This window comes from Candidatus Planktophila lacus (assembly GCF_002287925.1).
Lineage (GTDB): Bacteria > Actinomycetota > Actinomycetes > Nanopelagicales > Nanopelagicaceae > Planktophila > Planktophila lacus.
Genome location: NZ_CP016769.1, coordinates 128,986 through 151,147, shown reverse-complemented (window position 1 = coordinate 151,147; position 22,162 = coordinate 128,986). Strand labels below are relative to the sequence as shown.

At 47.6% G+C, this 22,162-nt stretch carries 19 protein-coding genes, 1 tRNA gene and 1 pseudogene; 12 read left to right on the top strand and 9 right to left on the bottom strand.

Annotated elements, in window-relative coordinates; translation table 11 throughout:
* Nucleotides 1–2: 2 nt before the first annotated feature.
* On the bottom strand, nucleotides 3–1,856 hold the full coding sequence (locus A1s21148_RS00720; RefSeq protein WP_095670591.1) for a bifunctional copper resistance protein CopD/cytochrome c oxidase assembly protein: 1,854 nt from the start codon (nucleotides 1,854–1,856) through the stop codon (nucleotides 3–5).
* Complete coding sequence (locus A1s21148_RS00715; RefSeq protein WP_223299399.1) at nucleotides 1,853–2,377, bottom strand: copper resistance CopC family protein; 525 nt, start codon at nucleotides 2,375–2,377, stop codon at nucleotides 1,853–1,855. The genes A1s21148_RS00720 and A1s21148_RS00715 overlap by 4 nt, the downstream gene beginning before the upstream one ends.
* Before the next feature lie 124 nt (nucleotides 2,378–2,501).
* Between A1s21148_RS00715 and A1s21148_RS00710 the strand changes: the two are divergent.
* From A1s21148_RS00710 to purU, 3 genes and pseudogenes are all read left to right on the top strand, one after another.
* Nucleotides 2,502–2,705 (top strand): annotated as a pseudogene (locus A1s21148_RS00710) (FmdB family zinc ribbon protein); the annotation flags it as partial.
* Between the two features lie 471 nt (nucleotides 2,706–3,176).
* Complete coding sequence (locus A1s21148_RS00705) at nucleotides 3,177–5,285, top strand: MMPL family transporter (RefSeq protein WP_095670589.1); 2,109 nt, start codon at nucleotides 3,177–3,179, stop codon at nucleotides 5,283–5,285.
* A gap of 36 nt (nucleotides 5,286–5,321) precedes the next feature.
* On the top strand, nucleotides 5,322–6,161 hold the full coding sequence (gene purU / locus A1s21148_RS00700) for a formyltetrahydrofolate deformylase (RefSeq protein ID WP_095670588.1): 840 nt from the start codon (nucleotides 5,322–5,324) through the stop codon (nucleotides 6,159–6,161).
* Between the two features lie 8 nt (nucleotides 6,162–6,169).
* Here the strand turns inward: purU and A1s21148_RS00695 are convergent.
* Nucleotides 6,170–6,245 (bottom strand) — tRNA-Arg (locus tag A1s21148_RS00695).
* 104 nt (nucleotides 6,246–6,349) lie between these two features.
* Here A1s21148_RS00695 and A1s21148_RS00690 point away from each other — a divergent pair.
* The 5 genes from A1s21148_RS00690 (at nucleotide 6,350) to A1s21148_RS00670 (ending at nucleotide 12,241) form a co-directional block, all read left to right on the top strand.
* Nucleotides 6,350–7,591, top strand: a complete 1,242-nt coding sequence (locus tag A1s21148_RS00690; RefSeq protein ID WP_095670587.1) for a saccharopine dehydrogenase family protein — start codon at nucleotides 6,350–6,352, stop codon at nucleotides 7,589–7,591.
* A gap of 15 nt (nucleotides 7,592–7,606) precedes the next feature.
* A complete protein-coding gene (locus tag A1s21148_RS00685; RefSeq protein ID WP_095670586.1) occupies nucleotides 7,607–9,280 on the top strand; it encodes a GMC family oxidoreductase N-terminal domain-containing protein in 1,674 nt (557 codons plus the stop codon).
* Nucleotides 9,281–9,298: 18 nt separating this feature from the next.
* Nucleotides 9,299–10,063 (top strand): SDR family NAD(P)-dependent oxidoreductase, encoded by a 765-nt coding sequence (locus A1s21148_RS00680; protein ID WP_095670585.1) that lies wholly within the window; start codon nucleotides 9,299–9,301, stop codon nucleotides 10,061–10,063.
* 81 nt (nucleotides 10,064–10,144) lie between these two features.
* Nucleotides 10,145–10,768, top strand: a complete 624-nt coding sequence (locus A1s21148_RS00675; protein ID WP_095670584.1) for a hypothetical protein — start codon at nucleotides 10,145–10,147, stop codon at nucleotides 10,766–10,768.
* An 87-nt stretch (nucleotides 10,769–10,855) separates the two neighbouring features.
* Nucleotides 10,856–12,241, top strand: a complete 1,386-nt coding sequence (locus A1s21148_RS00670) for a GGDEF domain-containing protein (protein ID WP_095670583.1) — start codon at nucleotides 10,856–10,858, stop codon at nucleotides 12,239–12,241.
* Here A1s21148_RS00670 and A1s21148_RS00665 read toward each other — a convergent pair.
* Nucleotides 12,210–13,574 carry a cryptochrome/photolyase family protein gene (locus tag A1s21148_RS00665; protein ID WP_095670582.1) on the bottom strand — a complete coding sequence of 455 codons (1,365 nt, stop codon included), beginning with the start codon at nucleotides 13,572–13,574 and terminating at the stop codon, nucleotides 12,210–12,212. The two genes, A1s21148_RS00670 and A1s21148_RS00665, sit on opposite strands and share 32 nt — an antisense overlap.
* An 11-nt stretch (nucleotides 13,575–13,585) precedes the next feature.
* Nucleotides 13,586–14,701 (bottom strand): citrate synthase 2, encoded by a 1,116-nt coding sequence (locus A1s21148_RS00660; RefSeq protein WP_095670581.1) that lies wholly within the window; start codon nucleotides 14,699–14,701, stop codon nucleotides 13,586–13,588.
* 107 nt (nucleotides 14,702–14,808) lie between these two features.
* Between A1s21148_RS00660 and pdxH the strand changes: the two genes are divergently transcribed.
* The 3 genes from pdxH to A1s21148_RS00645 are packed head-to-tail and all read left to right on the top strand — an operon-like array spanning nucleotide 14,809 to nucleotide 17,767.
* Nucleotides 14,809–15,468, top strand: coding sequence for a pyridoxamine 5'-phosphate oxidase (pdxH, locus tag A1s21148_RS00655; RefSeq protein ID WP_095670580.1), 660 nt, complete (start codon nucleotides 14,809–14,811; stop codon nucleotides 15,466–15,468).
* Nucleotides 15,469–15,477: 9 nt separating this feature from the next.
* Nucleotides 15,478–16,596, top strand: coding sequence for a phosphoserine transaminase (gene serC, locus A1s21148_RS00650; RefSeq protein WP_095670579.1), 1,119 nt, complete (start codon nucleotides 15,478–15,480; stop codon nucleotides 16,594–16,596).
* A gap of 7 nt (nucleotides 16,597–16,603) precedes the next feature.
* Nucleotides 16,604–17,767, top strand: coding sequence for an MFS transporter (locus tag A1s21148_RS00645; protein ID WP_095670578.1), 1,164 nt, complete (start codon nucleotides 16,604–16,606; stop codon nucleotides 17,765–17,767).
* Between the two features lie 51 nt (nucleotides 17,768–17,818).
* On the opposite strand, the gene A1s21148_RS00640 is transcribed toward A1s21148_RS00645, so the two are convergent.
* Nucleotides 17,819–19,087 carry an MFS transporter gene (locus tag A1s21148_RS00640; protein WP_095670577.1) on the bottom strand — a complete coding sequence of 423 codons (1,269 nt, stop codon included), beginning with the start codon at nucleotides 19,085–19,087 and terminating at the stop codon, nucleotides 17,819–17,821.
* Between the two features lie 18 nt (nucleotides 19,088–19,105).
* Between A1s21148_RS00640 and A1s21148_RS00635 the strand changes: the two genes are divergently transcribed.
* The gene (locus A1s21148_RS00635; RefSeq protein ID WP_095670576.1) at nucleotides 19,106–19,306 is read left to right on the top strand and encodes a DUF2530 domain-containing protein; all 201 of its coding nucleotides are present in this window, start codon (nucleotides 19,106–19,108) and stop codon (nucleotides 19,304–19,306) included.
* Between the two features lie 11 nt (nucleotides 19,307–19,317).
* Here A1s21148_RS00635 and A1s21148_RS00630 read toward each other — a convergent pair whose 3' ends face one another.
* The 3 genes from A1s21148_RS00630 to groL all read right to left on the bottom strand — a co-directional run bounded on the left by A1s21148_RS00630 (nucleotide 19,318) and on the right by groL (nucleotide 22,096).
* A complete protein-coding gene (locus A1s21148_RS00630) occupies nucleotides 19,318–19,701 on the bottom strand; it encodes a cold-shock protein (RefSeq protein WP_095670575.1) in 384 nt (127 codons plus the stop codon).
* 95 nt (nucleotides 19,702–19,796) lie between these two features.
* Entirely contained in the window at nucleotides 19,797–20,468 is a 672-nt protein-coding gene (locus A1s21148_RS00625) for a DUF3027 domain-containing protein (protein WP_095670574.1), read from the bottom strand.
* 5 nt (nucleotides 20,469–20,473) lie between these two features.
* Nucleotides 20,474–22,096: a chaperonin GroEL gene (groL, locus tag A1s21148_RS00620; protein ID WP_095670573.1), complete on the bottom strand. Its 1,623-nt coding sequence runs from the start codon at nucleotides 22,094–22,096 to the stop codon at nucleotides 20,474–20,476.
* Between the last annotated feature and the right edge of the window lie 66 nt (nucleotides 22,097–22,162).

The following is a 22,162-nucleotide window of genomic DNA, read 5'->3' as shown; positions in this document are numbered from 1 at the left end:
CGTTAGCCTCTGCCTTTTCTATCTCGGTCTTGTTCTGCAAGGTTAGATAAGTATGCATTGTATTGAGCAAGTTCATCAGGTTCACCCATGGCCGCTAAGCGCGCTTCATTTCGATCAATGCGCTTGGTCTCGCGAGAGTCATCGCGCATCCATTGAATAAAAGTGGCAACCAGCGCAAGCAGGATTGGGATCTCGCCCATCGCCCATGCCACAGAACCACCAGCGTGCTGGTCTGCCAGCAAATCTAAATTCCATGGTGTTTGCAGCGAAGCAAAGTAACCCTGATCGAGCAGAGTCGAAGTGGAAATTAGTGCGACCGCAAAGAAGGCGTGGATGCTCATAGCTGCAAAGAGAATAACTATGCGCACAATGTGTGGAACTTTTCGGGGATTTGGATCAATGCCAATTATTACGTGGAAGAAAAGAATTCCGGCAAGTAAGAAGTGAACGCTCATTACAAGATGGCCGAGATGCGACTGCATCAAATTTCCAAAGAGCGGCGTCATATATAGAACAAAGAGTGAGCCATCAAAGAGGGCCAGAGCAGAGACTGGGTTTGTGAATACCGCCGCAGGTTTTGAATGAAGTAATGCAATTAGCGTTCCACGAACTCCGCGTTCTTCACTCGTACGACCTTGTGGCAAAGTGCGCAGCGCCAAGGTAATTGGTGCTCCTAAAACGATTCCGATTGGTGCAACCATTCCGAGAAGCATGTGCGCGATCATGTGATACTCGAATGAGAACTTGGCGTAAACACCTAAGCCACCGCTTGTCGCATAATCAATTGCGCTAATTCCAAGTGCAAAGGCAACGGTTCGTCCTACTGGCCACTTATCTCCGCGGCGCGTAAGAATGATTACTCCTCTTATATAGAGTGCGACGGCAGTTACCAATACACCAATCATCAACGCATCAGGATCGTAGAGCGAGATCAAGCGCCAAAGGTTTGGAGGTGGTGGCGTTGCGATTCCAGCAACTGCCAAGCCAGGATCGAGCACGGAACTTTCGGAACGCAAAGGTGGCTGCATCGTTGAAAGTTTTGAACCAACGAAGGTAGTTACAGCCATGATGAAGACTTCAACTGAAAGTAAACGGCCCAACTGCTTGCCATCTAATTTGAGCGATCCCTTTAATTGGCGGCGGTTTAAATAGCCAAAGAAGATAAGTACTGCCGTTAATAAAATCTTTAGGAGAACTAAGCGCGCATAGTCTGAGCTCCAAGCGCTTTGAAAATTAAGTCTGGCCCACGCATTTGCAGTTCCACTTGCTGATACTGCTATCGCCGCCCATAAAGCCAAAGCGCTAAAGCGTGGCAGCGCCATTGCACGATCTTGCGCCTTTAAGAAGGTGATCGCTACTAAACCACCAACCCAGAGTGAAATAGCGACGACGTGTACAACTAGAGATCCAATAGCCAGTGCATGTGAACCGCTAGATGCAGAATGGCTTTCAAAGACTGGTGCGATGATCGCCGCCAGACTTAGCAAGAGCAGTGCGTTTGCTCCGGCAACGCCTTTGATGCGAGCCACAATCGTCGCAACGAGCAGCGCCAGACAAAGTTGCGCAAACATATATTTACCGAGCGTTATCTGCGAGATAAAGGAACGCATTGAAGTTGGATCTAAAGCCCCAGATAGATCTGTTCCGAGAATATTCGCCAATGTGGCAACTATCGAAATACCAGTTGCTATCGCCCAAGCTAGTGCTGCAAATGAAGTTATGTTTCTTAGGGCTTTGGCTCTCTCGCCAAGTTTTCCCTCAACATCATTTAAAAAGAAGGCGATGGCCAGGAGCAAACCGATTGTGGTGATGCCCGCAGCTAGGGATAAGAATTTACTTATCTCCAGTAAATTCATCGCTCGTTAAATATCTTTCGCGCATAGAGCGCAAGTGCAATCAGAACTGCAAGTGAGGCAACAAGCAGTCCGATTACAAATAAGTTGGTTCCAAAGTCGCTGCCTTCTATCTTTGCAGGCGTTGTTGGAACCACTTCTTCTGGCACGGAAATTGTTGGAGTTGAAAAGTTAAAGACGAAAGATCCTTCGAGTGGCAGATCCATTTCGGAGATAATGTTGTAAGAGACTTTATAAACACCTGACTGAGTAATTGGTTTCATTCCAACAATCAAATCGTTTCCGGCGACAGTTAAGGTGCCATCATCTACGCGACGACCGGATGGATCTGTGACAGTTACTTCATTGCCCATATCCATAGGTGTGATTTCAACAGTGATCGTCACTGCACTTGGCTCTACTTTGAGAGTCGAACCAGCGATTGGTGATGTGGCAACAAGAGAGTTAGCAAGCGCAGGCGCTGCTAGAAGAACGGTAAATCCCAGCGCTGCAATAACTGCCGCTAAACGCTTCACTTGTGACACCTGCCCTCTCTCAAATCTCCTCTTAATTCGCCTCTATCGTCTCACTTCCTTAGACTTAACCACCAGCCCCTAGCCTGTGATTTGGGGCTGTGATTTAAAAGAATAAGAGAAGGAGTGATAGCGCGTGCCTACATATCAATATCAATGTTCTGCTTGCGAGCACGCCTTTGAGGCGTTCCAGAGCTTCTCTGATGAGCCTCTAACTTCCTGCCCAGAATGTAAGGGCGAAGTTAAAAAAGTTTATTCTGCAGTTGGCGTTGTATTTAAAGGATCTGGTTTCTATAAAACAGATTCAGCACCAAAACCTGCGACACCATCTAAATCTGAATAGTTGCTGAGATCAGTCGTCGTGATGAGGCGGCTTATCACCTTTAATCTCTTCCTCGCGTCGCTTTGATTCGTTTTCATCCTCACGCGGATCGCGTTCATCTTTAGAAGATTCTGGGAACAGTTGTGACATGACGCGTTTCACCCCCTCAATACGCAATTCTCAATTGCCTAACTAAGGCTAATCCTACATAGTTTGCTTGTGTTCGAACGCCTCGGTCATTTCATTGTTAAGCGCAGCAAGCGTGTTTTAATCCTCTTCAAATCTGAATAGTTGCTGAGATCAGTCGTCGTGATGAGGCGGCTTATCACCTTTAATCTCTTCCTCGCGTCGCTTTGATTCGTTTTCATCCTCACGCGGATCGCGTTCATCTTTAGAAGATTCTGGGAACAGTTGTGACATGACGCGTTTCACCCCCTCAATACGCAATTCTCAATTGCCTAACTAAGGCTAATCCTACATAGTTTGCTTGTGTTCGAACGCCTCGGTCATTTCATTGTTAAGCGCAGCAAGCGTGTTTTAATCCTCTTCACTCTCGGAATTCTCCTCGCCGGTGGTATTGGCTCACTCGCCTTTGGAAAATTAGATTCGGGTGGCTATTCAGATCTCAATAGCGAATCTGCAAAAGCGGCAACATACTTATCTGAAAAGTTCAAAGTTGAAGAACCTGTTGCTATTTTAATTATTGATAGCGGTGACAAGAGCGTTGATGCCGCTGCGATTTCACAAGAAGCACTTGCAGTTGAGAAAGAAGTCGGGCAAATTGCTGGAATTTCAAAGACTTTATCTTTCTGGTCAACTGGTGGCGCACCTAACTTGAAATCAACTGACGGTAAGGCGGCATTTTTATTTGCCTATGCAAATACCGAGGTAGGTGACTTTGATTCGATCGGACAAATTGGTAAAGATATTCAAGCTGCTTTCGATGGCAAGCGCGGAGATCTGACGATCTATGCAGCAGGTGCCGGTGTAGTCACTTATGCGATTAACCATAAAATTGAACAAGATTTGTTACTTGCCGAATCCATCGCGATTCCGTTGACTTTCTTATTACTTATCTTTGTATTTGGAGCGCTCGTTGCATCAGCGATGCCACTGGTAGTTGGAATTAGCGCAATCCTCGGCGCCTTCTTTATTATTTATCTAATTACCCTCTTTACCAATGTGAGCATTTTTGCCCTTAACTTGATCACCGGTCTTGGGCTAGGTCTTGGTATTGATTACGCCTTATTAATGGTCAATCGCTTCCGCGAAGAGTTGCACTCTGGCAAGAGCGTTGAAGACTCGGTGCGCACAACTATTAACACTGCGGGTAAGACTGTCTTCTACTCAGGTCTTACTGTGCTTGTAACGCTTAGCGCGCTCTTATTCTTTCCTTTAGATTTTCTTAAGTCATTTGGCTATGCCGGGGTAAGCGTTGTTACCTTGGCAGTTCTTGGTGCGTTAATTCCGCTACCTGCAATCATGGCGCTGCTTGGACACAAGATTGATAAGGGCGCTGTACGAAAAGGTGGAATAACTCCTAAGGAAGATGGTCGTTGGGCGCACACTGCGCGCAATGTCATGAAGCGACCAGTACCAGTTGTGATTGGTTCACTTCTGTTGCTTGGAGTAATGGCTGCGCCAATTACAAATATTGCATTTGCACAGGTAGATTCTCGCGTTCTGCCAGCTAGTGATCCTGCTGCGATTGGATCAGCAAAGATCACCGAACGATTTAGCGGATTTGAAGGTAGCCCCATCGAAGTTGTTATTCCCAACGGTGTCGGAAGAGAAAGCCAAGTAAGTGATTTCCTTACATCGGTTGCCAAAGTTGACGGAATTGCACGCGTCGGCGAAATCGAAACTTACGGAAGTGATTTACGTATTCAAGTCATTCCGGGCCAATCTTCTCGCACCATGGATGCTGAAAGATTGATTAAAGAAATTCGCGCCTTGGATAAACCAGATGGCGCTCTTATTGGTGGCGCAGCTGCCGATTTCACAGATTCGCAAAGTGGAATCTCCCGAACTTTGCCGCTGGCACTTGGTTGGATCGCATTCTGGGTAATGATCTTGATCTTTATCTTTACCGGTTCAATTATCTTGCCGATTAAAGCGGTATTGCTAAATGCTCTATCGCTAACTGCAACTCTTGGCGCAGTCACGTGGATATTTATCGACGGTAATCTCAAATGGTTAGTGGGTGATTTCACCGTTACCGGAACGCTAGATTCTGGAACCGTTATTTTGGTTGCAGTGGTTGTCTTTGGACTTTCTATGGATTATGAACTCTTCCTGCTCTCTCGCATTCGCGAAGAACATATGGCTGGCAAGAGCAATATCGAATCAGTAGCAACTGGACTGCAACGTTCTGCACGAATAATTACTGCAGCAGCGCTCCTTCTCGCAGTCGTCTTCGCTGCATTTATGACTAGCGGCGTGACATCGATCAAGATGTTGGGCTTTGGAGTTTCACTCGCCGTGTTGCTAGATGCCACGCTAATTCGCGCCTTGTTAGTTCCAGCGTTGATGAGGCTCTTTGGTGAGACCAACTGGTGGGCGCCAAAGCCGCTGCGCCGCTTCACCATGACGCACTAATTTCTATCTATAACCGCTAACGCGTACCCTTACGTCATGGATCTCATCGCAAATCTGCAATGCGCAGACCAACCAGGCATTGTCCATGCGATGACAACTGCCGTGCTTAACTGCGGTGGCAACATCATTGAAAACCAACAGTTCACAGATCACACGACAAATACCTTTGTGATGCGCACTCGCTTTGAAACCTCGCAAGGCCTGGCAGCTGCAGAGAAGAGCCTGGGCGATGGACTTGGAAAATTCTCACCAGCTCTGCATATTCGTGAAACCGCTAAGAAACCACGCGCGCTCGTTATGGTTACTAAAGAGAGCCACTGCCTGCGCGATCTAATGTATTTGCTTGAACTCGGCGAGCTACCAATTGAGATACCACTCGTTGTTTCCAATCGTGAAGATCTAAAGCAGTTAGTTGAATCTCATGGAATTACATTTATGTATCTGCCAGTTGATGCCTCAAATAAGGCTGCTCAAGAGAAAGCGTTGCTGGCGAAAGTTGCAGAGTTAAAGATTGATTTCGTAGTTCTAGCGCGTTACATGCAAGTTCTATCTAACGATTTCTGCGCGGCACTTCCAGGCAAGATCATCAATATTCATCACTCGTTCTTGCCAGGATTTAAAGGCGCTAAGCCTTATCACCAAGCCCATGATCGCGGTGTAAAGATCATCGGTGCAACAGCGCACTTTGTTACTGCTGATTTAGATGAAGGTCCAATCATCGAACAAGATGTTGCACATGTAACTCATTCATCTTCACCTGAAGAATTGATCGCACTTGGTCGTGATATCGAGCGTCGCGTACTTGCTAAAGCGGTAAAACTCTATGCAGAAGATCGCATCTTTATCGTTGGGCATCGCACTGTAATTTTCAGTTAAAGTTTTTATGGTGTCCCCGGCGGGAGTTGAACCTGCGACCTACCGCTTAGGAGGCGGTTGCTCTATCCACTGAGCTACGGGGACCTGCGTAAAAGTTATCTTCGCTTGGCAAAGGTTATCTCTACGATTAACATAGGGCTAACGCGTTCAACAACGAATCGTGTGTATTAAAGAATGAAAGGCCACCCATGAAAGCGCTCGTTATCGGCGCAGGCGGAGTTGGCAGGGCAATAGCAAATATCGCATCTCGTCGACCATTTATTACCTCAATGGTCATTGCAGATCGCCACCTGTCACGCGCCGAAGAAGCAGTAGCAAGAGTAAAAGATCCCCGCTTTTCAGCTGCGGAGGTGAACGCCGCAGAGCTCGAGGATATTCGCGCACTGATTCGCAAGGCCAATCCAGATATTGTCATTAACGCCGTAGATCCGCGCTTTGTTATGCCGATCTTCTTAGCTTGTGAAATTGAAAATACAAATTACATGGATATGGCGATGTCTCTTTCTCGTCCGCATCCGCATTACCCAAATTCTGAAACTGGAGTAAAGCTCGGCGATGAACAATTCGCTCGTGACTGGAACTGGTGCGAACGCGGTATTTACGCGCTAGTCGGTATGGGTATCGAGCCAGGAATGAGCGATGTCTTTGCTAAATATGCATCTGACCATCTCTTTAGCCGAATCGATGAAGTAACTATTCTCGATGGTTCTAACTTGGTAGTTGAAGGCGCTGACTTTGCTCCATCTTTTTCAATCTGGACAACTATTGAAGAGTGTTTGAATCCGCCACTAGTTTGGGAAGATGGTCGCGGTTGGTTTACAACTGAACCATTTAGTGAACTCGAGGTCTTTGATTTCCCTGAAGGAATCGGGCCTGTTGAGTGCGTAAACGTTGAGCACGAAGAAGTTGTTTTGATTCCGCAGAAAGTCGATGCCAAGAAAGTTAACTTCAAATACGGACTTGGTGCGCAATTCATCACGACTCTCAAGACAATTCATATGCTTGGTATGGATCGTAAAGAGACAGTTGAAGTTCAAGGCCATCCTGTTTCACCGCGCGATCTGCTTGCCGCATCTCTTCCAGATCCAGCAACTCTTGGTGAACGTATGCGCGGAAAAACTTGCGCCGGCACTTTAGTTAAAGGCCTTGATAAGTCAGGCAAACCATATGCGTGCTACATGTACAACGTTGTAGATAACGAATGGTCGATGGCTAACTATGGAGATCAAGCAGTTGTTTGGCAGACTGCAATTAATCCAGTTATTGCGATGGAGTTATTGCATAAAGGAACTTGGAAACCAGAAGGCGTAAACGGCCCAGAATGGTTTGATGCCAAGCCTTTCCTTGATCTACTTGAAGAGTATGGAACCAGTTGGCATATTCGTGATGAATCAACAGCTGGAATCTCAGTCGCGGAGTTAACCGTTTAAAAACGGGAGGCTGCGATGGCGAAGGAATTGCAGTTCGATGTCGTAGTAATCGGATCCGGTTTTGGTGGATCCGTTACTGCGCTTCGATTGCGCGAGAAGGGTTACACCGTAGCTGTCCTTGAAGCCGGAAAGAGATTTGCAGATAAGGACTTCCCTAAGACCTCATGGCGCGTAAATAAATTTCTATTTGCGCCAGCACTCGGTTGTTTCGGAATCCAAAGAATTCATATCCTCCCCGATGTACTTGTCCTTTGTGGCGCAGGCGTTGGCGGAGGTTCACTGGTCTACGCCAATACTTTGTACCAACCTGGCGATAAATACTTCCAAGATAAACAGTGGGCAGATATCACTGATTGGAAACGCGAACTCGAACCTTGGTATGAACAAGCACGACGCATGTTGGGAGTTGAAGAGAATCCTTACTTCTCGCCATCTGATGCGGCTATGAAATCTGCGGCAACCAAGATGGGCGTTGGACAAACTTTTAAGATGGCACCACTTGGAATTTACTTTGGAAAAGGTGAAGGCGTAGCAGCGAGTGATCCTTACTTTGGTGGCAAAGGACCAGATCGCAAAGGCTGCACAAACTGCGGTGAATGTATGACCGGTTGTCGCCACAACGCAAAGAACACTCTGCCCAAGAATTATCTGGGACTTGCCGAGGGCGCAGGTGCAAAAGTATTTCCAATGACAACGGTTACAGAATTCGAAGAGCGCAGCGATGGAAAATGGATAGTTAAAACAGAGAAGACCGGAGCTTGGGATGGTTCGCGCGGACCAACCTTTATTGCAGATCAACTTGTGGTTGCTGCCGGAACATTTAACACTCAGAAGTTATTGCATAAGATGAAACGTAAACAATTACCACTCATTTCAGATCGCCTGGGCGCGCTATCCCGAACAAATAGTGAAGCCCTCACTGGTGCACTTATGGATAACCACGACAATGATTTCAGTCGTGGCGCAGCTATAACCTCTTCCTTCTTTCCTGATGAACATACCCATATTGAACCTGTTCGTTATGGCAAAGGAAGCAACTTCATGGGATTGCTGCAAACGATCATGACCGATGGGTTTACTGGAAAAGAAAGGCGCCGCGATTGGTTAAAGCAGTTCTTAGCCAAGCCTTCGCTGCTTTTGCGAATAATTGATGTGCGCCACTGGAGCGAGAAGACGGTAATCGCACTTGTTATGCAAGATGTTGACTCTGCCGTAACCGTAAAGGGAAAGCGCGGCTTATTTGGATTTAAGTTAACTTCCAAGAACGATAGCGATAAGCCAAATGCTACTTATATTCCCGCGGCCAATGAAGCGGTGCGACATATCGCAAATGAATATGGTGGAATCGCAGGCGGGCATATTGGGGATTTAATTAGCGCACCATTTACCGCTCACTTTGTTGGTGGCTGTGTAATTGGGGCAAATGAAAAAACTGGAGTTATCGATCCGTACCACCGCGTTTATAACTACCCAACTCTTCATGTAGTAGACGGGGCTTCCATCACCGCAAACCTAGGTGTGAATCCATCGCTAACAATTACTGCACAAGCAGAGCGCGCAATGTCATTGTGGCCAAATAAAGGTGAGGCTGATCAGCGTCCCGCACAAAACGCTCCTTACAAGTATCTTGCTCCAATACGACCTAACGATCCAGTTGTTCCGGCCAGCGCTTATGGCGCTCTTAAGTAAATTAGTTGCGGAGGCGAAATGAAAAAGTGGGCGCTAGTAACAGGTGCAACTGCCGGAATAGGTGAGAGCTTTACTCGCTTGCTTGCGGCGCAAGGTTTTAACCTGGTCTTGGTCGCACGCGATGAGGCTCGTCTACACGAACGAGCGCAAGGGTTGAAGGATAAATTCGGTGCCGAATCAGTTGTTATCGTCGCTGATTTAGCAACTGAATCTGGATGTGCCAAAGCTGAAGAGTTTGTTAAAAACAATGAGATTGAAGTACTGATTAATAACGCTGGCTTTGGAATCAATAAGGCATTCACGATGAGTGATTTAGCAAAAGAGGAAGAAGTCCTCAAAGTATTGGTGCGCACGCCCATGCGCTTGATGCATGTTGCACTTCCCGGAATGAAAGAACGCAATTCTGGAACGGTAATTAACGTCTCATCGGTTGCTAGTTTTATTGCGGGTGGTGCATACAGCGCTTCGAAGTCGTATCTAACTGTTTTGAGCGAATCAATGCATACCGAACTTGCAGCTACCAAGATAAAAGTTTCCGCGCTCTGTCCGGGATTTACTCGTACCGAGTTTCATCAACGCGGCCGTATGAAGATGGCGGGATTACCAGAGTTTATGTGGCTTAACTCGGATCGACTTGTCGCACAGGCTTGGAAGGATGCGCAGGCAGGAAAGGCAGTCTCGGTTCCGGGATGGCAGTACAAACTCTTGGTGGGTTTCATCACTCTGGCTCCACGACCACTGGTTCGCAGGGTCGGAATGAATTTGCGAGTCAAACAACGCTAATTCACATGCTTTTCTCCGCTTGCATCCCCGATATGCAAGCACTCATTGGCTAAAATAACGACATCATCAATGGAGGTTTTCATGTTTCGTAAGGCCATCGTCGTAGCCGGAGCCACCGCTCTCGTACTCGCATCTATCACTGCAGTACCAGCAAGTGCTGCAACCAAGGTCAGCAATGGCGTTGCTTGTAAAAAGGCTGGCCAAACCACAAAGGTAAGCGGTTCTTCATACCGTTGTGCAAAGAACCCATTGGTCAAGAATTCAAAGCTAACTTGGTTGTCACTGGATTGCCTTAACACAGCTAATACTTATAACAAGGCAGTTGCAAACTTGCCAAAGATCAAAGCTGCGACAGATGAAACTGTTGCAAAGCTAGATGCAGATATGGCCAAGCAAGCGATCGAAACTGAGAAAGCCAATAAATTGATCCCTGAATATCAGGCAAAGATTGCAACGATCAACACTGCGCTAACTGCGCTGCGAGCAGATACTGCAAATCTAACTAAGAACAAGGCGACTATCGATAAGTACGCCGCAGCGGTTCGTAGTTATGAAGCAGCGATTAAGGCCTACTCAACTGTTGGTAAGCAGGGTGATCGCAGTGAGCGAGCAAAAGAACAAGCGCTCAGCCAATATGAGAGCTCAAAGACCGATATTGAGACCACACTTGGCATGGCCAAGTTGATCTGCAGCAAGGGTTTCTAACTCTTTAACGTAAGCCGTTCGTTAGTTTGAGCAAGCCTTAGGTTAGCCCTATTCGTTTTGCTTAATCGCGCGCCTTAACTTACGTGGGTGCGCACGCATCTAATCTGGAAATGGTTCGCTCCAGCAATTCTGGTCGGGCATACCGTCGCCAAAATTCTGCAGATAAATGCTGGAATTGTTCTAGATCTATTTCTCTTTAACTTAATTATCGTTGCCGCGATTATCTCGCTAATCCGCGCACCGCTGCATAGTGATCCATTTGCCATCTCTTTCACTGCGCTAGCAATTGCCTCATGGGGAATCGGTTCGCTCTATTCGAGCCTTGCTCAATTCTTTAACTTCAGCGCTAATTCTTTATTGTTTTCAAATATCGCATATGCGCTCTTCTATCCTTTTGCTTTCTTGGCAATTCCACGCATTCTTGGCCGGAGGCAGCGGCTGCGTTTACTTGAGCTGCTAGATGCGGCGATCTTTGGGCTGGGCTTGAGTTCAATAGTTACTGCGTTGATTCTTATTCAATTTATCTCCAATATCCCTGGGGATAGCACGAGCGCCTTCTTTGCAGTTTTATATCCCGTCTGCGACATCGCCTTAGTTGTAATCGCCATCGTTAGCGCAGTTGTCTCTGGATTTTCAAATAGATCAGCGCTTTTGATTTCTGGAGTTATGATTTTTGCAATCACTGATTTCTATTTTCTTTGGGCGCAAATTACTAATTCCTACCAATTTGGACAGATCAGCGATAACGGTTGGTTGCTCGGAATAACCATCATCACCTTCTCTTTATGGGAAGCGCCAAATAATCTGCAGCCTGAAACCAAAATACATCCAGCGTTAATTGCAGTCTCTATCTTTATCAGCCCGGCGCTGCTATCTGCAATTGCGCTCCGTCCTGATTACTTCCCGATCTATGTTGTTATTCCAACTATCGCTACGTTGTTTATGGCCTTTATAAGAATGACTCTAGTGATCAGGCAAGCCAGTAATTTAGGTGAAGAGAAGATCTTGGCACGAACAGATGAGTTAACTGGACTACCCAATCGTCGCCGTTTAGTTGCTGAAATCGGCGCGCTAAGTGGCGTGGAAGGTGCGCTACTTTTATTGGATCTAGATGGATTTAAACCAGTTAACGATCAATACGGACATGAGATGGGCGATCAAATTCTGCAACAAGTTGCGATGCGCTTTAGTCGGTCGCTTCCAACGGGATCTGTGCTGGCAAGACTTGGCGGGGATGAGTTTGGAGTAATCGTGCTCGGTAGCCCCGATACAACTTTAGAAGTTGCGTATGCTTTGCGAGCAACGTTGAGTTATCCATTTACTGTCGGTGGAAATCAAATCTCAATTAGCGTAAGTATCGGCCATGTAAGAAATGATAAGAACGGTGATTTACTGCAACGTGCAGATGCGGCAATGTATGAAGCAAAGCGCAGCGGTGTAGCTATTGTGGAGGCAGCGGTTTATCAGCCTTAATTTCCTTAAGTCTTTCTAGAGATTCCAGACGTTCGGCAGCGTGATCAACAATTCGTTCTGCATATCCCTTGGAATATCCATCTAAGTAAAGCCATGGCTCGTGTATCTCCGCCGCAGATAAATGGGCTAGTTCGGGAACATATTTGCGAATGTAATCGCCGTTTTCATCAAAACGTCGACCTTGTTCGATGGGATTAAAAACGCGGTAATAAGGTGAAGCATCGGTGCCGGTGCCGGCAGTCCATTGCCAGCCATGAGCATTTGATGCGGGATCAAAATCAACTAAATGTTCGGCAAAGAAACGTTCTCCAAGTTGCCACTCAAGGTGCAAATCCTTAACCAAGAAAGAGGCCACAACCATTCGTGTGCGGTTGTGCATCCAACCTTCTTGAACCAACTGACGCATCGCGGCATCAACAAATGGGTAGCCGGTCTTGCCTTCACACCAAGCTTTAAATTGTTTGCCGGGTTTGTCATAACGCATCGCCTTAAATTGTGGTGCGTAGTAATCGGTATCGGTGTGCGGGTTGTTAAAGAGAACATCAGCATAAAACTCGCGCCAAGCAATCTCTTTACGGAAAGTATCGTGCGCCTTGGAATCGCCTAAGTTTTGGATCAAGGTACGCGGATGGATCTCGCCAAACTTTAGGTAAGTACTCATCTTGGATGTGCCATCAATTCCGGCAAAGTTACGGTTCTCGTCGTAACTATCGAGGCCCTTCTTAACAAACTCTTTAAAGCGTGCAAGGGCTGCAGCTTCTCCGGCCTTAATTACTTCAACGCCTTCTGGCATCGGAAAATCAGGAAAAGCACGGTACTTAGCAGGTGGAGTTGGAGCTTTAATCTCTTTCGGAGTCTTGGCAGGTGCCCGCCAACCATGAACACACCAAGCGCGATAGAACGGTGTGTAAACGCGATACGGAGTTCCATCGCTTGGCTTTACAACGCGTCCCGGTGCAACTGCGTAAGGACTTCCGGTACGAATTAAATTGATGCCCGCTTTTTCAACACGTAGATCGCGTTCTGCGCCGTAGCGTTCGTATTCAGTTGAGATATGAACTTCAGTTACGCCATATAGCTCGATAAGTTCTTTTAAGACTTCAACTTGATCGCCTTCAATAATGTGCAACTTATTGCCAAGTGATTCATCAAGCGCGCGAAGTGATTGCCCCATGTAAGCGAGGAGTTTTTCGCCGGCTTCAGCAATCTGTGCTTTATCAAGGATGAAGACAGGAACTATCTCATCGCTATTTTCGATCGCTGCAACTAAAGCAGGATGATCAGAAATACGCAGATCACGTCGAAACCAAACGATGTTTCGACGTATAGCCATTTCTTTGCGCTTTAGAGGTGGAGCATTCCGACTGAGTCATCCCAGCCATCAACATCTTCAGGTTTACGTGGGCCCTTGCCAACATAACGTGCAGATGGACGGATCAAACGACCAGTGCGCTTCTGCTCGAGAATGTGTGCTGACCAACCTGCAGTACGAGCTGCAGTAAACATTGATGTAAAGAGTGGTGCTGGTACTTGTGCGAAGTCCAAGATAATCGCTGCCCAGAATTCAACGTTTGTCTCCAAGACGCGATCTGGTTGGCGCTCACGAAGCTCTTGCAGAGCAGCCTTTTCAAGCGCTTCTGCAACCGCGTAACGTGGTGCGTTAAGTTCTTTAGCAGTACGACGAAGTGTGCGAGCGCGTGGATCTTCGGCGCGGTAAACGCGGTGTCCGAATCCCATCAAGCGCTCTTTGCGATCAAGTAAGCCCTTTACGTAAGCGGTTGCATCGCCAGACTTTTCTACTTCTTCAATCATGTGTAATACACGTGATGGAGCGCCACCATGAAGTGGACCTGACATCGCACCGATTGCACCAGAGATTGCTGCACAAACATCTGCACCAGTTGAAGCAATTACGCGACCGGTAAATGTTGATGCATTCATTCCGTGCTCTGCAGCTGATACAAAGTAAGCATCGATCGCGCGAACGTGAAGTGGGTCAGGCTCTCCGCGCCAACGGATCATCATGCGCTCAACAACTGTGTGCGCCTTATCAACTTCTGATTGCGGAACCATTGGCTGCCAAGTACCGCGAGCAGCTTGTGCCAAATATGAAAGAACCATTACAGATGTGCGTGCCAGGTTGCTGCGCGCTTCTTCATCTGAAATATCAAGTAGTGGTTTGAAACCCCATGCTGGTGCCAACATCGCAATCGCTGATTGGATATCTACGCGCACATCACCTGAGTGAACAGGTAGTGGGAACGGTTCAGCATTTGGTAAACCTGGATTGAAGAGATCGTCTACGAGTAGACCCCAAACGTTTCCGAAGGTAACGCGACCAACAAGGTCATCGATATCAACGCCGCGATAACGCAGTGCGCTGCCTTCTTTATCTGGTTCTGCAATTTGTGATTCGAAGGCGATAACGCCTTCCAGGCCGGGTTTGAAATCATCTGACATGCTCCAATTCTGCACCGTCCGAGGGGGTGCTGACGACCACCCATCCAGGAAATCACTAGGAAGTCCTAGAAGATGACGCAGAGGTAAAAGTGAGGTTCGATACATCTATGAGCGAACTCGACCGTGAAGCGATCCGTGCCATGCGCCGTTCTTACGGCGAGGTTGGACTCGAGAATTTACCCGCCGATCCATTCGCCGCTTTCAATACCTGGCTCCATGAGGCCGCGGCAAATGCCGTCATCGTCGAAGCCAACGCGATGGTGCTTTCAACCTTGGGTGCTGGCGAACATATCTCTACGCGCACCGTTTTATTAAAAGATATCTCGGAAGGCGGCTTCACCTTCTTTACAAATTACTCATCGCGTAAAGCACAGGAGATGGAGCTAAATTCGCAAGTCACACTTTTATTTCCCTGGTTTGCGATGGAACGCCAAGTTTCGATAAGTGGATTTGTCGAAAAGATTTCCGAAAGTGAATCAGCCGAATACTTTGCAACGCGTCCGTGGTCCAGCCAAATCGGTGCATGGGCAAGTGCGCAATCATCCCCACTTTCATCGCGCGAAGAACTAGAACAACGCTTCGCCGGTGCATCTGAGAAATGGCCCGAGGGCAGCATCGTTCCGAAGCCACCACATTGGGGCGGCTATCGCGTTACACCGATGAGTATTGAATTCTGGCAAGGGCGCTATTCAAGGCTGCATGATCGCTTGCGCTATGAGCGGGCTAACAGCGAAACCGAGTGGGAGATCACTCGCTACTACCCGTAGTCTTAGCCCATGAGCGCAGATATTAAGATCCCAGATAATCTCAAACCACGTGATGGCCGTTTCGGTTGTGGTCCATCAAAGATTCGCCCGGAAGCACTTGCTGCACTCGGCGCATCTGGTTTATCGATTCTCGGAACATCTCACCGCCAAAAGCCAGTTAAGAACGTGGTTCATCGCGTGCGCGAAGGACTTAACTCACTATTTACGCTGCCAGAAGGTTATGAAGTTGTACTCGGAAACGGCGGATCAACTGCGTTCTGGGATATCGCAACATTTGGTTTAATTGAAAACAAATCACAACACTTAGTTTTCGGTGAATTTTCTTCAAAGTTTGCATCTGCTGCAAAGGAAGCACCATTTCTTGGCGAGCCAACTGTTATTAAGTCAGAACCTGGTTCACACCCACAAGCAGTTGCCGAAGCTGGCGTTGATGTTTACGCACTTACACATAACGAAACTTCGACTGGCGTTGCAATGCCAATCAAGCGCCCTGCCGGAACCGACGGTGCGCTAGTTCTGGTTGATGCAACAAGTGCTGCAGGTGGACTCGCAGTTGATGCAAAAGAATTTGATACTTATTACTTTGCACCTCAGAAATCTTTTGCATCTGATGGTGGGCTTTGGCTTGCGCTAATGAGCCCTGCGGCAATTGCGCGCGCTGAAAAAATCAAGGCAAGTGGCCGTTGGGTGCCAGCGTTCTTTGATCTTGGAATTGCGATTGAAAACTCACGCCTTGATCAGACTTACAACACGCCAGCTCTTATGACGTTGATGCTCCTTGCAGATCAGATCGAATGGATGAACAGCAATGGTGGTCTTAAATTCGCAGCCGGCCGTAGCGCTGAATCTTCTGCCAAGTTGTACTCATGGGCAGAAAAGACTTCTTACACAACTCCTTTCGTCACAGACCCTGCAATGCGTTCAAAGGTTGTCGGAACAATTAACTTTGATGAATCAATTGATGCAACTGCAGTTGCTGCAGCCCTGCGAGCTAACGGAATCGTTGATACCGAGCCATATCGCAAGCTAGGTAAGAACCAACTTCGCATTGGTATGTTCCCGGCCGTTGATCCAAGTGATATTGATGCGCTAACTGCCTCAATTGATTTCGTTGTAGCAGCGCTCTAAAGCTCAGATGCCAAAGACATTTCAGCGTAACGGGCAGTTCTGGCTGCTCGCACTTCAAGTAGCGACTGTTAACTTCTTTACTGGCGGTTTTGGCCCATCACAGGCTTTACTTCGCGAAGATCAAGGCACATCACTTGGCGTTGCCGGACTTCACGGAACTGCAATGGGCGTTGCCGCAATTATCGCCGGTGGTATGAATTCGAAGTTGGTCCACCGCTTTGGTCGTTCAAATACAACTTGGATCGGTTTAACAGTATTTTCAATCGGCATTGTATTTTTCGTCTTTGCTCCCCCAGTACAACTAACTCTGCTAGCAACACTTATTGCAGGTTGGGGAATCTCCGTTGTTATTAACAATGTAAATACAGCTGGTTCTCATGCCTTCGCAGAACGTTCACATACTGCGGTCGCACAGATCAATGCTGTGGCAATTGCAGGATTTGTTACTGGAAACTTTGTAATTGGATCAACTGCAAATATTGTCCGCGATCAATGGCGCGTTGGAATGTTGATCACCATTCCCTTTATCGTGGCGCTATTTATTTTGGGGCGTAAGCACGAACCAGATTCGCATACGCCTGATGAAGATGGTCCACAACGCGGAAAGTTATCGCGCGGTTTTTGGTTCTCATTTACCGGATTCTTTATCTCGATCAGTGCAGAGTTTGCAACATCTTTCTGGTCAGCATCGTTGATTAGTGATCGCACCGATGCAAGTGCTGCTATTTCAACGCTTGCGGTAATCGCCTTTGGTACCGGCGTTGGAACAGGGCGCTGGTATGCCGGTCGCGTTCTAAAGCGTTTCCATGCGGATGAACAGTTAAAGATCGCACTTGCTTTGCAATTTGTTGCCTTCGGACTCTTCTGGTCTTCTCACATCTTGGCGCTGTGCTTAATCACGCTATTTATGGTTGGACTTGGAATCTCAGTGCAATTCCCACTATTTACGCTGCGCATGGTGGCATTTAGCGAAGGCCGTCCAGATTTGGCTATGGGCAAGAGCTCAATCGCTGCAGGTATCGCAATCGCTTGCTCACCGTTATTGCTCGGAATCTTGGGCGATAACTTCGGTATTTCACGCGCTTACATCATGGTTCCGGTGCTGATTGCACTTGGTTTCACGATGGTTGCACTTTCACCATCGAAGCACCTGGGCGCGAATAATATTTAAATGAACTATCGCACTCGCCGTTTAGTAACCGTACTTACCTTGATCGGTTTATTAGCGCTGATCGTCATAGGTGGCAGGTAGTACGCCTTCAACCGAAATATCTTTCGGCACTTTAACTTTATTTCTAAAGACAACCCAAATTATGAGGCAAGCAGTTAGTGCGGTGGCTCCACATAATGCAATTGTTTGACGAATACCGATGACCTCAGCGAGCCAGCCGATAATTGGTGAACCAAAGGGCGTTCCACCCATAAAGATAAGTAAGTAAATTCCACTAACGCGACCGCGGATCGCTGGATCTGAATTAACTTGAATCAACGAATTTGCAGTGATCAACAAGGTAAGTGCGCAGAAGCCAACGAAAGGCAACCAGATCGCATACCAAGTAAAGGTTGGCGCCATAGAGAGAATGATTACCCCGGTAGAGAAAACGATTCCTAACTTAATAACAAAGGTGGCTTTGCGAAATTTCTCTAGGCGCGCCGAAAATAGCGCACCTGATAACGAACCAATTGCTAGATACGTGCCAAGCAAACCAAAAGATGCCGGACCCTTACCAAATGCTTCAGTTGCCATAAGTGCGTTGAAGATCTGGTTATTTAAACCGAAGGTGGCAACGAAGAAGACCACCAGCATTACGACATATAGATCAGGGCGTGCGAGTGCGTAATTAACTCCTTCGCGGATGGTCCCGAGCGTCTCTTTCTTCTCTGAGATAAAGAACTCTGATTCGCGCATCTGCATCAAGGCAAAGATGACAAAAACATAGGTAATTGAGTTGATAACAAATGATGGACCTGTATCAAAGCGCGCGATAAGAAAGCCAGATAGCGCAGGGCCAACTAAGCGCCCGGCGTTGAAATTGGCCGAGTTTAAGCTGACCGCATTGGCGATATCGGAATGGCCAACGATCTCTGAGGTAAATGATTGGCGAATTGGCGCATCTAGCGCTGAAGAAATTCCCAGGGCTAAAGCAAAGAAAAAGACATGCCAGATCTGTACTTGGCCGAGCAAAACAAGAATTCCTAAACCAAGGGAAGAAAGTGCGCCGATGAAGTTAGTTGCAATAAGGAGTTTGCGTTTATTCACTCGATCTGCGAGTACACCACCGTGCAGTGAGAAGAAGAGAACCGGAGCAAATTGCACCGCGGTAACCAAGCCAAGATATGTTCCACTATTGCCAGTTAACTGCAGAATCAACCAATCTTGAGCGATGCGTTGTGCCCAGGTGCCGATATTGGATGCGGCATTTGCCGGAAAGAGAATGCGGTAATTACGGTGGCGAAAAGAACGCCAGTTACCGTCTGCTTTTACCGCCATCGCTTGTATGCTTCCTTTGTGGTTTTAAACAATAATTCAGAAATCAAGTCTGTCGTAACTCTAATCACTTTAGGCACCATTGCGTGGGTTATCGCAGCTTTATATTTTGCGATCACAGGTGCAGAGAGCAAATTAATTTGGACATGCGTTGCAGGTGCAGCACTTGGTGCATGGGGTATTCGTTACTCAAAGCGCCGCGCAGCGCGCAGCGGCATTTAGATCAGAAGTATTTAAGCTTCTAGCTGGCTAGCAATACCGCGCAAAACGCGACCAAGGCGTTCTGCATCGGTGCCAGATGGATGACGTCCATGGCGCAAACCATTTCCGACTTTATCCAAAATCTTAATTGTGTCTTCGATCATCGCAGCAAGGTCATCGTTATTGACTCGTGAATTTTCCGCGAGTGAAACCGGTGCCTCAACGATATGGATCGACATCGCTTGTGGACCTTTACGGCTATCGATGATGCTGAACTCAACCTTTGTGCCAGGCTTTACCGAAGGAACGCCTTCTGGAAGAGATGATGCAGCAAGATAAACATCTTCGCCTTCATCATTTGAGATAAATCCGAAACCCTTTTCGAGGCTAAACCATTTAACGCGACCTGTAGGCATGGCGTTCTCCTTATAAGAATTTCAGTACTCGTGTAGCCGCAGGGGCGCGGGCAGGATCCAAGTTTATCGCAAGCAAAGAGGGGCGGGAACCCCTATTAATTAGGGAGCGTGGCTTCAGAGTGCGCGCCGCAGCCGTGATCGACTGAAACTACGCGGGCATCATCTGGAGCGATCGCATTTGCACATACGCCAAATGAGGCGCGTAGCGAACCTGCGATAGGAATAAAGAATCCGCATGAGTTGCAAGGCTTTGGTGCGTTCTGCGCCAGCGGCGTATTTGGTCCGCGATCGCCTGTGTACCAACGCTTACTTGCTTGATCGCGACCTTCAATTGAAAGTACACGTGGACGAGCTAAACCAAGTTCGTAAATCTGCGCCGCATCTAAATCTTCATCTTGAATAAGTGCGTTTGCACCAGGGACTAAACGAGTGTCATCTAGAACGCTTGGCACAATTACACCCGGCTGAATATCTTCAGGCAAGATGCGATCTTTATATTCGATCCATTCTGGTGCCATAAGTGAATCTGGACCAGGAAGAACAACAACATCACAAACGGTTGGTTGCGCTGATGCATCTACCTTTGCAACAGTGACGCACCAGCGCCAACCTTTATAACCCTGAATATCTGCGTCGAATAAATAACTTGCAACGCGATCTTCGTCATCGAATTCGACAGAGATGAAGTTACCGACTTGCGATGGCTTTTCGGCATCGCCAAGTGCAGCACTTCTTGCTAAATCTTCTGCGTCGAACCCTTTTGTCATTTAGCTTAGAAATCCATTCCGCCGCCGTCGCCACCCATTGGGGCAGCTGGCTTGTTCTCTGGCTTGTCGGTGATTACCGCCTCCGTTGTGATGAAGAGCGCAGCGATTGATGCCGCGTTCTGCAACGCAGAGCGAGTTACCTTTGCAGGATCAATGATTCCAGATTTGATCATGTCGACGTATTCGCCAGTTGCAGCGTTAAGTCCGAAACCTACTTCGAGGTGACGTACCTTCTCTACAACGACTCCGCCTTCAAGACCGGCATTGATTGCGATCTGCTTTAGTGGAGCTTCGATCGAAAGTTCTACGATCTTTGCGCCAACTGCTTCTTCGCCTTCAAGCTTTAACTTCTTAAATGCTTGTGTAGCAGCCTGCAAGAGCGCGACGCCACCACCAGCGACGATGCCTTCTTCAACTGCAGCCTTTGCGTTACGTACTGCATCTTCGATGCGGTGCTTGCGCTCTTTGAGTTCTACCTCAGTTGCAGCGCCTGCCTTGATTACAGCAACGCCACCTGCGAGCTTGGCAAGACGTTCTTGCAACTTCTCGCGGTCGTAATCTGAATCAGACTTCTCGATTTCAGAACGGATCTGAGCAACGCGGCCCTTGATCTGTGCGTCATCTCCGCCGCCTTCAACAATAGTTGTCTCTTCCTTGCTGATAACAACCTTGCGAGCGCGACCAAGAAGTTCTAGGCCAGCTGTTTCGAGCTTCAAGCCAACTTCTTCAGAGATAACTGTGGCCCCTGTAAGGATTGCAATATCTTGCAACATCGCCTTGCGACGATCTCCGAAGCCAGGTGCCTTAACTGCTGCTGCGCGGAAGATTCCGCGAATCTTGTTTACAACCAAAGTTGCAAGTGCTTCGCCTTCAACATCTTCAGCGATGATTGCAAGTGGCTTACCTGATTGCATAACCTTTTCAAGAACCGGTACGAGATCCTTGATATTTGAAATCTTTGAGTTAACGATCAATACGTAAGCATCTTCAAGGACTGCTTCCATGCGATCTTGGTCGGTTACGAAATATGGAGAGATGTAACCCTTATCAAAGCGCATACCTTCAGTTAGCTCGAGTTCGAGACCGAATGTATTTGACTCTTCAACAGTGATTACGCCTTCTTTACCGACCTTATCCATCGCTTCAGCGATCATGTCACCGATAGTTGCATCGGCTGCTGAGATAGATGCAGTAGCTGCGATCTGCTCTTTCGAATCAACGCTCTTGGCCATCGAGGCAAGCTCTGCAACGATCGCTGCAACAGCCTTTTCGATGCCGCGCTTTAGCGCCATTGGGTTTGAGCCGGCAGCAACGTTGCGCAAGCCCTCGCGCACAAGTGCTTGAGCTAGAACAGTTGCAGTTGTTGTTCCGTCGCCTGCGACATCATCTGTCTTCTTGGCAACTTCCTTTACGAGTTCTGCGCCGATCTTTTCCCATGGATCATCGAGTTCAATATCTTTTGCGATTGAAACGCCATCGTTGGTGATTGTTGGGGCGCCCCACTTCTTCTCTAGAACAACGTTACGTCCGCGAGGTCCAAGGGTTACCTTGACTGCATCGGCGAGAACGTTCATTCCGCGTTCTAGTCCGCGACGGGCTTCTTCATTAAAGGCAATCATCTTTGCCATGTAATTACTCCTTGTTTGTAACTCATTTAGTTTCTGCCATTTGGGGGCGTTTTATCACTCACACCC